1 pseudogene is annotated in these 403 nt (G+C 50.4%); it reads right to left on the bottom strand.

Features of this window, described 5'->3' with window-relative positions:
* Positions 1-210, bottom strand: a pseudogene (rnhB, locus tag ACTHSP_RS22365) (ribonuclease HII); the annotation flags it as partial.
* Positions 211-403: the final 193 nt, after the last annotated feature.

Below are 403 nucleotides of genomic sequence, written 5' to 3'. Positions count from 1 at the left end.
CGCCTGTTCCTTAATCATCTGCGCCAACATATCGCGCTTTTTTTCGCTCAGTTTTTTTGAGTCGGTCAAACCCGGCAGGTCAAAATGTTCCGGCAAAATCACTGCCGCCGTAAATACGCTGCCGACCAAAGGGCCGCGTCCCGCTTCATCCACGCCTGCGCTTAAAACCGTCGCCATTTCTTCACCGCCTGTCTGATTCAAAGCCGCCATTATATCCGCTTGCGGCAGAGAAATTCTGCAATAGTTCAAACCGTTGGGGAGCAGTTCAAATTTCATCTGCTTTACCAATCAGTTATAATTTACATCCCCACATACCCATACGTTTCACAACATGCCTGCCCAATCCGAACGCCTCCATTTTTCCGAACGCTGGCTCAACGCCTACGAACGCTACCGCTATCGC

This window comes from Neisseria sp. P0001.S005 (genome assembly GCF_051963715.1).
Note: the sequence above shows the minus strand (reverse complement) of the source record. Positions and strands in the feature narration are given on the sequence as shown.